The 9014-nt window shown below is 66.8% G+C and carries 9 protein-coding genes and 1 pseudogene; 9 read left to right on the top strand and 1 reads right to left on the bottom strand.

Annotation, left to right across the window (positions count from 1 at the left end; all coding sequences use genetic code 11):
* The 5 genes from GJ693_RS11240 to GJ693_RS11220 all read left to right on the top strand — a co-directional run.
* A partial coding sequence (locus GJ693_RS11240) for a pepsin/retropepsin-like aspartic protease family protein (protein ID WP_156256396.1) occupies positions 1-944 on the top strand: 944 nt, incomplete at its 5' end.
* Between the two features lie 92 nt (positions 945-1036).
* On the top strand, positions 1037-2041 hold the full coding sequence (locus GJ693_RS11235) for a dihydrodipicolinate synthase family protein (RefSeq protein ID WP_197042133.1): 1005 nt from the start codon (positions 1037-1039) through the stop codon (positions 2039-2041).
* A gap of 38 nt (positions 2042-2079) precedes the next feature.
* Positions 2080-4161: an outer membrane protein assembly factor BamB family protein gene (locus GJ693_RS11230; protein WP_156256394.1), complete on the top strand. Its 2082-nt coding sequence runs from the start codon at positions 2080-2082 to the stop codon at positions 4159-4161.
* Between the two features lie 11 nt (positions 4162-4172).
* Complete coding sequence (locus tag GJ693_RS11225) at positions 4173-4604, top strand: c-type cytochrome (protein WP_156256393.1); 432 nt, start codon at positions 4173-4175, stop codon at positions 4602-4604.
* 21 nt (positions 4605-4625) lie between these two features.
* Positions 4626-5702, top strand: coding sequence for a peptidyl-alpha-hydroxyglycine alpha-amidating lyase family protein (locus GJ693_RS11220; RefSeq protein ID WP_156256392.1), 1077 nt, complete (start codon positions 4626-4628; stop codon positions 5700-5702).
* Here the strand turns inward: GJ693_RS11220 and GJ693_RS11215 are convergent.
* Positions 5689-6132, bottom strand: coding sequence for a cupin domain-containing protein (locus tag GJ693_RS11215; RefSeq protein WP_156256391.1), 444 nt, complete (start codon positions 6130-6132; stop codon positions 5689-5691). The genes GJ693_RS11220 and GJ693_RS11215 overlap by 14 nt on opposite strands.
* A gap of 86 nt (positions 6133-6218) precedes the next feature.
* Between GJ693_RS11215 and gltX the strand changes: the two genes are divergently transcribed.
* The 4 genes and pseudogenes from gltX to GJ693_RS11195 form a co-directional block, all read left to right on the top strand.
* The gene (gene gltX / locus GJ693_RS11210; protein ID WP_156256390.1) at positions 6219-7535 is read left to right on the top strand and encodes a glutamate--tRNA ligase; all 1317 of its coding nucleotides are present in this window, start codon (positions 6219-6221) and stop codon (positions 7533-7535) included.
* A 122-nt stretch (positions 7536-7657) separates the two neighbouring features.
* Positions 7658-8290 carry an energy transducer TonB gene (locus tag GJ693_RS11205; RefSeq protein WP_156256389.1) on the top strand — a complete coding sequence of 211 codons (633 nt, stop codon included), beginning with the start codon at positions 7658-7660 and terminating at the stop codon, positions 8288-8290.
* 84 nt (positions 8291-8374) lie between these two features.
* The gene (locus GJ693_RS11200; RefSeq protein ID WP_156256388.1) at positions 8375-8788 is read left to right on the top strand and encodes a hypothetical protein; all 414 of its coding nucleotides are present in this window, start codon (positions 8375-8377) and stop codon (positions 8786-8788) included.
* A gap of 26 nt (positions 8789-8814) precedes the next feature.
* Positions 8815-9014, top strand: a pseudogene (locus GJ693_RS11195) (bifunctional diaminohydroxyphosphoribosylaminopyrimidine deaminase/5-amino-6-(5-phosphoribosylamino)uracil reductase RibD); the annotation flags it as partial.

The following is a 9014-nucleotide window of genomic DNA, read 5'->3' as shown; positions in this document are numbered from 1 at the left end:
TGGCCGCCTCCACGCCCGGCCCGCCAGCACCGCTGCCGCCCCTGGTGCTGCCGGCCGCTGCCCCGCTGGTGGCGGCGCGCATCGATGGCCAGCCGGTGCTGCTCACCGTCGATTTCGGCGCGGATCCGCTGGTCATGCTCAACCCGGCCACGGTGGCGCGGCTGAAGCTGGCCGCGCCCAACCGCGAAGATGTGGAGCGCGGCCTGTTCCGCGTCGCGGTGGGCCAGGTGACGGTGGTGTTGCCCTACAGCCGCGAATGGCTGGAGATCGCCGGCCGGCCGATCCCGCACACCCAGGTGCTGGCCCCCAAGGTGGCGCCATCGGGCCAGGCCGCCAGCAGCGACGGCGTGATCGGCGTTGGCCTGTTGCCGCATGACGACGTGCAACTTCAGTTCCGCCCCGCCACACGGCAAGACCGTGCGACCACGCTGGATGCCGCGCCGGGCAGTGCCAGCAACGCCCTGATGATGCGCTGGTCGCTGCCCGGCAGCGGCCGGATCGAGCTGGAACTGCACCCGCTGCGCCCCGGCAGCGTGGCCAGCGTGGCAGCCGCCAGCCGGCTGGCCAAGGCCGGCAACGGTGCGCTGACCGGGCCGGTGCGGCGCGTCGAGGTTGCCTTTGGTGTCGATCGGCCGGTGCGCAACCTGCACCTGGCCCACCCGCTCAATATTGCCGGGGTGATGCTGCGCGATGTCGATGTTCGGCTGTTCGATTGGGCGGGCAAGGCCGAATTGCCGCCCGACGCCGATGCCAGCGAAGGCGACATGGTTACCGGCAAGCGTGGCCGCCAGCGCGGCTGGCCGATCCTGAAACTGGGCCGTGACGTCCTGGCCAGTTGCGCCAACCTGACCTGGCACCGCGATCCCGACGACCCGCCTTATGGTCGCATCACGCTGACCTGCCCAAGCTCACGCCAATCAGACCCCCTTGCAAGCGACAGGTAGCCCAGCCGCGCAAAATTCTTGCCGCCACGAGCGCGCGGCGCAATGATGCGCCGGCAGGCTGCAGCATGACAGCCGCTTGGGGAGGATCGACCATGGACATGACCCGCCGGGACACGCTGGCAATGGCTGCAAGTGTGGCCGCCGCTGGTGCATTGGGGGCCGCCGCGCCGGCAGCCGCACAGATGGGCGCGCGCCGCCTCGGTTCGAAGAACAAGGTGATGTATTGGGTGGCGACGGTCACCCCATGCGATGCCAGGGGCCAGTTTGATCCCGGCGCCATGAAGGCGGTGATGGAATGGCACCAGAAATGCGGCGCCGATGGCGTCGTGGTGCTTGGCACCTCCGGTGAGTTTCCCAGCTTTTCCGTGGCCGAACGCAAGCTGATCACCGAGACGGCGATGCAGCACAAGGGCAACATGAACATCATTGTCGGCCCTGGCACATCCAACATCGTCGAGACCATCGATCTGGCCAAGCACGCCCAGAGCGTCGGCGCCGATGGCCTGCTGGTGATCCCGCCCTTCTATTTCAACCAGCCGCCGCTGGAAGGGCTGACCGATTATTACACCAAGCTGTTCGAAGCCGTGTCGATCCCGATCAACCTCTACCACATCCCCGGCACGTCCGAGGTCTCGATCACCATCGATTTGCTGCGCAACATGATGCAATATCCGCACCTGGCCGGCATCAAGGACAGTTCGGGGGATCCGGAAGGATTTGCGCAATTCCTCAAGAACTTCCCCGAGCTCAACATGCGCTGCGGCACGTCGAACAACCTGATCCCGGCGGTCGAGGCCGGCATGGGCGCCATCCTGGCCGACGGCAACCCGTTCAGCGACAAGTGCGCTGATATCTTCAAGGCGATCCGCGCCAAGGGCGACTGGAAAGCGAAGCTGGCGCACCTGCGCGCCGCCCAGGGCATCATGCGCGATTACAACATGGGCGCGAACACCTATGCCCAGATGAAATATGTGCTCTCGCTCAGGATGGGTGGCCCGATGATGTATGCCCGCACGCCCTATCCGCAGCTGACCGACGCGCAAAAGGCCAGCATCAAGGCCGGGCTCGACAAGGTGATGCAGATGCCGGCGGCGTGACTGTCGGCAACTGCAATCAACCATCAAGGGGCAAACACATGAAGATCAACTCTACCCTGCCGCTGTCGGTCATGGCCGCGCTGATGCTCACCACCTCGGTGCAGGCGCAGACGCCGGCCAAGGAAGGCACCACCGCCGCGCGCACCACCAACGGCGTCGCCAACTGGACGACCTACAACGCCGATCTGAAAGGCAGCCGCTATTCGCCGCTCGACCAGGTCAACGCCGGCAATTTCAGCAACCTCGAAATCGCCTGGCGCTTCAAGACCGACATCTTGGGCAGCCGGCCGGAATACAAGCTGGAATCGACCCCGCTGGCGGTGGACGGCGTCATCTACACCACCGGCGGCACCCGCCGCGCCGTGGTCGCGCTGAATGGCGCCACCGGCGAGCTGCTCTGGCAATTTGCCCTGCACGAAGGCAAGCGCTCGGCCGAAAGCCCGCGCGCGCTGTCGGGCCGCGGTCTCTCCTATTGGACCGACGGCACCAAGCGCCGCATCCTCTATGTCACCATCGGCTATCGCCTCGTCAGCCTCGATGCCGATACCGGCCGGCCTGATCCCGAATTTGGCGTCAACGGCGTGCTCGATCTGAAGACCGATTTCGATCAGGACCTGGGCGATCTCGACACCGGCGAAGTCGGCGTGCATTCCGCGCCGGCGGTGTCGGGCAACACCATCATCATCGGCGCCGCCTTCCGCGAAGGCTTCACGCCGCGCACCCACAACAACACCAAGGGCTATGTCCGCGCCTTTGATGTGCGCACCGGCAAGCGGTTGTGGACCTTCCACACTGTCCCCAAGAAAGGCGAGTTTGGTTACGACACCTGGTACAACAACTCGGCCGACATCAACGGCAACACCGGGGTGTGGACGCAGGTTTCGGTCGATGAAGACCTGGGCCTGGCCTATCTCGCGGTCGAATCGCCGACGTCGGACTTTTTCGGTGGCAAGCGGCCCGGCCCCGGCCTGTTCGGCAACAGCCTTGTCGCCGTTGACCTCAAGACCGGCCAGCGGCGCTGGCACTTCCAGCTCATCCACCACGAGATCTGGGACCTCGACAACAGCAGTGCGCCGCTGCTGATGGACGTGACGGTGGATGGCAAACCGCGCAAGGTCGTCGGACTGCCGTCGAAGCAAGGCTTCTTCTACGTCTTTGACCGCGCCACCGGGGTGCCGGTGTGGCCGATCAAGGAAACCAAGGTGGCCAAGGGCAAGGTGCCGGGTGAATGGTACAGCCCGACCCAGCCCATCCCATCGAAACCGCCGGTCTACAGCCGCAACGGCTATCTGGAATCCGACCTGATCGATTTCACGCCCGACCTGAAGGCCAAGGCCAAGGAACTGGCCAGCCATTATGAGCTGGGCCCGGTCTACACGCCGCCAATCGTCTCCACGCCGGAGAAATTCGGCGTCATCAACAACTGGGCGCAGGGCGGCACCAACTGGCCGGGCGGCAGCTTCGATCCGGAAACCGGCATCGCCTATGTCTATGCCTGCGGCACCTGCATTTCCTCGACCGGCCTGCTGCCGCCACCGCCCGGCCTGTCCGACATTCCGCTGGTGGTCGGCGTGGCCGGCCAGCCGGTGACGATGATCAAGGGCCCGGGTGAAGGGGCGGGGGCAGACAGTCCGCCGCCGTCTGCTGGCGGCGGTGGTGGCGGCGGTGGCCCGCCCCGGCTTGCCGTCGATGGCCTGCCGCTGATGAAGCCGCCCTACGGCACGATCAGCGCCATCGACGTGAACAATGGCACGATCAAATGGCAGATCGCCCATGGCGAGACGCCGGATTTCGTGCGCAACCACCCGGCAATCAAGGCGATTGGTGGCATCCCGCGCACCGGGCAGGCCACCTATCAGATCGGCACGCTGGTGACGAAAACGCTGGTGATCGCCGGCGAGAACCAGTTCACCACCACCGCCGATCACCCACGCGGGGCGATGCTGCGCGCCTATGACAAGCAATCCGGCAAGGAGGTGGGCGCGGTGTTCATGCCCTCCACCCAATCGGGTTCACCAATGACTTACATGGTGGCCGGCAAGCAGTATATCATCGTGCCGACCAGCGGCGGCAACGCCTCGGGCGAGTTCATCGCCTATGCGTTGCCGGGGAAGAAGTGAGGATCAGACGCGTGAAATTTGCCCTGCCCATCGTCGTTGCCACCGTCATGGCTGGGGCCGCTCTGGCCCAGGATGCCGGCAAATCGGTGTGGCAGGGCATCTACACGACCGAACAGGCGGCGCGCGGTGCCGGCGTCTATGCCCAGCGCTGCGGCGCCTGCCACGGCGCCGCGCTCAACGGCACCGGCGAGGCACCGCCGCTGATCGGCGGCGAGTTCATCAGCCATTGGGACACGATGACCGTGGGCGATCTTTATGACCGGGTGCGCACCACGATGCCGCAGAACGACCCGCAATCACTGACCCGGGAAGAATATGCCGATGTGCTGGCCTTCCTGCTCAAGACCAATGGCTTCCCTGCCGGCGGCCAGGCGCTCGACAAGCGATCGGAAGTGCTGGCGACGATCGGGATTACGGCACAGAAGCCGGCAAACGGCGGCTGAACCGCCGGAGAGGGGGACGACATGAAGCCGATCATCCTGGCCACGCTGTTGCTGGCCGGCAGCCCCGTTCTTGCCCAGACAGCGGCGCAACAGGCGCGCCCGGTGTGGACCATCGAAACCCTGCCGCAGCCCGGCCCGCTGACGGCCGAGACCAACAGGCAGCCCAACCCCTATCGCAGCGAGCTGGGCTTCCTGAAGCTGCCGGCCGGCCGCGTGATGGGCTCCACCAGCGCGGTGGCGGTGGACAGCAAGGGCCATATCTGGGTGGCGGAACGCTGCGGCGCCAACAGCTGCGGCAATTCCAGCATCGATCCGATCATGGAATTCGATGCGGCCGGCAACTTCATCAAGGCCTTCGGCGGCGGGCTGACGGTGTTCCCGCACGGCTTCACCATCGATGGACAAGACAATATCTGGCTCACCGACGCCCGGGCTATCCCTGGCAAGGGCGCGACGGTGCTGAAGTTCAGCCCAGACGGCAAGTTGCTGATGACGCTGGGCAAACCCGGCGTGCAGGGCAAGGGCACCGATGTCTTCACCGAACCCAATGCCGTGATCGTGGCGAAGAATGGCGACATCTTCGTGGCCGATGGCCACGAGGCGGACCGCGGCGTCGCCCGCATCCTGAAGTTCGACCGCAACGGCAAATATCTGATGCAATGGGGCCAGCCCGGCAAGAAACAGGGCGATCTGGAAGTGCCGCACGCCCTCGCCATGGATTCAAGGGGCCTGCTCTATGTCGGTGATCGTTGGAACAACCGCGTCCAGGTCTACACGCAAAAGGGCAAGCTGCTGAAAAGCTGGTCACAATTCGGCCGGCCGTCGGGCCTGTTCATTGACCGGAACGACATCATGTACAGCGGCGACAGCGAAAGCCGCCGCCCGGTTGGCTATGGCTACAACCCCGGCTGGCAGCGCGGCATCCGCATCGGATCGGTAAAGAACGGCAAGGTGACGGCCTTCATCCCCGATCCCGATCCCAACCCCGATGCCGGCGCCACCAGCGGCGCCGAAGGCCTGTGGGTGGACAAGAATGGCGTGATCTACGGCGCGCAGGTGAAGGAACGCACCGTGGCGCGGCATATCAGGGCGAAGTAGGCGTTCCCGCCGAACCGGCGCTGCCATCCTCGTAATGCGTCGCCCACACCCCGCTGGCGACGCCGAGGATGATTGTCTCCTCGTCGGCGCCGTCGAAATGTACGGCACCGGCCGGCACCACCACGAAGCTGCCGGCGGGGAAGGCGTGGGCGTGGGCCTTGTCCATCTGGGCGCCCCAGCCCAGCTTCAGCGTGCCTTTCAACACGAAGATGCGCGCGGTCGTGCTGTGGCGGTGTGGCTTGTCCCATGTGCCGGCCGGCAGTGCGAAGGCATAGGAAAAGGCCTGGCCCGCCACGTCGCGCTGGCCTTCGAGCAGGGCAAAGCGGGTGCCATCGGCCGCAGCCGGCCCCCAGGGAATGGTGGCGGGCGTGATGACAAGCCCGCCAATGGGGGCGGCGGCGACGGCGAGGGCGATGAGGGCATGGATCATGAGGCGAGCATAAGGCGGGTCGCCGCTGACTGGCTGGCGGCAATCGGACGGTGATTTCGCCGTCGCCTTGGCCTATGGGCAGGGCCATGATCGTCACCCGCTTCGCCCCGTCGCCCACCGGCCGCCTCCACGCCGGCAATATCCGCACCGCGCTGGTCAATTGGCTGCTCGCTCGGGCCAGTGGCGGCCGCTTCCTGCTGCGGCTCGATGACACCGATCTGGCGCGCTCCACGGCGGAATCGGCGCAGTCCATCCGCGATGATCTGGCCTGGCTCGGCTGCCCACCGGATGACGAGGTGAAACAGTCGGACCGTTTCACGCTCTACGACGATGCGCTGCAGCGGCTCGCGGCGCAGGGGCGGGCTTACCCCTGCTATGAAACGACCGAGGAGCTGGAGCTGAAGCGCCGGGTCGCCCTGTCGCGCGGACTGCCACCAATCTATGACCGCGCCGCGCTGGCGCTGACCGAGACCGACAAGGCCCGCCTCGAAGCCGAAGGCCGCAAGCCCCATTGGCGCTTCCGAATGGACGAGACCGCTGACATCGACTGGGACGATGGCGTGCGTGGGGCTTGCCATTTCCCCGCGGCCTCACTCTCCGATCCGGTCGTCCGCCGCGCCGATGGCTCCTGGCTCTACATGCTGCCATCTGTCGTTGATGACATAGACCTCGGCATCACCGACATCGTGCGCGGCGAGGACCATGTCACCAACTCGGCCGTGCAGCTGCAGATGTTTGCCGCGCTGGGCGCAACACCGCCGCGCCTCGCCCACCTCGCCCTGCTCACCGGCGCCGATGCCGCGCTTTCGAAGCGCATCGGTTCGGAAGGCGTGGACGCGTGGCGCGAACGCGGCATCGAGCCGGTGGCCGTTGCCGCTCTGCTGGCCCGGCTCGGCACCTCGCAGCCGGTCGAGCCGCTGGCCAGACTGGCCGATCTGCTGCCTGGCTTCGCGCTGGCCCACTTCGGCCGCGCCCCCGCCCGCTTCGATCCGGCCGATCTCGCCAGCCTGTCGGCGCGCTGCATCCATCACATGGAGTTGGCGGATGTCGCCGCACGCCTGCCGGCCAGCATCACGGAGGCCGAATGGCAGGCCATCCGCGGCAATCTCACCCGGCTCGATGAAGCCGCCGCCTGGCACGCGGTGATCGCCGGGCCGGTGACGCCGGTGATCGAGGAGCCCGACTATCTCGCCACCGCCCGCGCCACATTGGCCGATCTGGAATGGGGTGATGATGTGTGGAGCCGCCTGGTTGACGCGCTGAAGACCGCCACCGGCCGCAAGGGCAAAGCGCTGTTCCTGCCGCTGCGCCTGGCGCTCACCGGCCAGCCGCATGGGCCGGAAATGGCCGCCCTGTTGCCGCTGATCGGCCGCGAAGAAGCCTTGCGCCGCCTCGGCGGCTGACTGCGCGCCCGCGCCGCAGCCAGCGGCCTATCATTATCGTCAGTCCATGTTATACTGTATCGGCACCGCAGACACGGCGGAACGCCGGCGCTGTGCGACCTTCATCCTTGGGAGAATCGCGCATGAAAAGCCTGTCGAACCAGACCTCTGGATTGGCGGCCACCGCCGCCGTGCATGTCGCCCTCGCCGCCCTGCTGCTCGCCGGCTGGCAGGTGACCCGTCCGAAACCCGCGTCAAAGCCGATCATCATCACCGATATCAAGCCGCCGGTTGAGGAGAAGCTGGCGGTTGAACCAAAGACCAGCGACCTGCCGATCGTCAACGACATCATGCAGCCCGACTATGAGGTAACCCGGCCCGACCCGGTGATACCGCCGCCGATTGGTGATGCCGGGCCACAGGGACCCACCGCCGGCAACGGCGAGTCCCTGCAGCCGCCGCAATTGCCCCCGGTGGCCAGCGGGCCGAGCCGCGGCGCCCGCCTGATCGCCGCAGCGTCGATGCAGCCACCTTACCCAACGGCTTCGCGCGCACTGGGCGAAGAAGGCAATGTCGAACTGATGGTCAGCATCGATGCGCGCGGCGTGGTGACCGGCGTCAACCTGCTGCGCTCGTCCGGCTTCGCCCGGCTCGATGCCGCCGCCATCGCCTTTGCGCTCAAGCGCTGGCGGTTCGAGGCGGCGCTGAAGGATGGCCAGCCGGTCGCCACCAGCCGCCGCTTCACCATCCGCTTCAACCTGGCCGACGCCGGCTGAGGCAGAGAACCGGGGGAGGGGCCGTGCCCCTCCCCCATTGCCGCACCACTGGCCAAGCGCGCCGCTGCCGCCTATCTTGCCGCCATGGCCTTTCTCGATCCCCCTGATGCCACCCAGCGCCGCAAGCGCTACTGGATCGCCGCCGGCTCTGTGCTGGCGACGACGATGATCATGACCCTGTTCCTGATCGAATCGCGCTGGGGCTACATGAAGCCCGATCCGGTGATCATCTATGCGCAAAGCTGGAAGGCCGATCGCAGCCGCGCCGATGCCATCGCCGATGCCAAGGCCACCAAGGCCGCCCGCGAGGCCCGGCTGGCGCAAGCCCGCGCCCATATTGCCACCCTGTCGGGCAAGGCAAAGATCGACGCGCAGAAGCAATATGATGACTATGTGCAGGGCGGCGGTTTCAAGCGTGACCTGCCCTATGTCGCCGCCCAGCCCAGCGTCGATGCCATCGTGCGTGTGCCGGCACCGGCTGAACCGCCGATCGAGTGAGCCCAGCGGCTGAAGACTGGCGCTGGATGGGCGCAGCGCTGGCGCTGGCCAGCCGCGGCATCGGGCAGACCGTCCCCAACCCGTCGGTCGGCTGCGTGATCGTGAAGGATGGCCGCGTCGTCGGCCGCGGCTGGACCCAACCCGGCGGCCGCCCGCATGCCGAAGCCATGGCGCTGGCCGAGGCCGGCGACGCGTCGCGCGGCGCCACCGCCTATGTGACGCTGGA

Origin of the sequence: Sandarakinorhabdus oryzae, from assembly GCF_009733735.1 — a bacterium.
GTDB lineage: Bacteria > Pseudomonadota > Alphaproteobacteria > Sphingomonadales > Sphingomonadaceae > Sandarakinorhabdus > Sandarakinorhabdus oryzae.
Note: the sequence above shows the minus strand (reverse complement) of the source record. Positions and strands in the feature narration are given on the sequence as shown.

What these genes read in the sequence shown, in the direction of transcription:
- GJ693_RS11235 (WP_197042133.1), top strand. Translation starts at nt 1,037, where the DNA reads ATGGACATGACCCGCCGGGACACGCTGGCAATGGCTGCAAGTGTGGCC.
- GJ693_RS11230 (WP_156256394.1), top strand. Translation starts at nt 2,080, where the DNA reads ATGAAGATCAACTCTACCCTGCCGCTGTCGGTCATGGCCGCGCTGATG.
- GJ693_RS11220 (WP_156256392.1), top strand. Translation starts at nt 4,626, where the DNA reads ATGAAGCCGATCATCCTGGCCACGCTGTTGCTGGCCGGCAGCCCCGTT.
- GJ693_RS11215 (WP_156256391.1), bottom strand. Translation starts at nt 6,132, where the DNA reads ATGATCCATGCCCTCATCGCCCTCGCCGTCGCCGCCGCCCCCATTGGC.
- gltX (WP_156256390.1), top strand. Translation starts at nt 6,219, where the DNA reads ATGATCGTCACCCGCTTCGCCCCGTCGCCCACCGGCCGCCTCCACGCC.
- GJ693_RS11205 (WP_156256389.1), top strand. Translation starts at nt 7,658, where the DNA reads ATGAAAAGCCTGTCGAACCAGACCTCTGGATTGGCGGCCACCGCCGCC.
- GJ693_RS11200 (WP_156256388.1), top strand. Translation starts at nt 8,375, where the DNA reads ATGGCCTTTCTCGATCCCCCTGATGCCACCCAGCGCCGCAAGCGCTAC.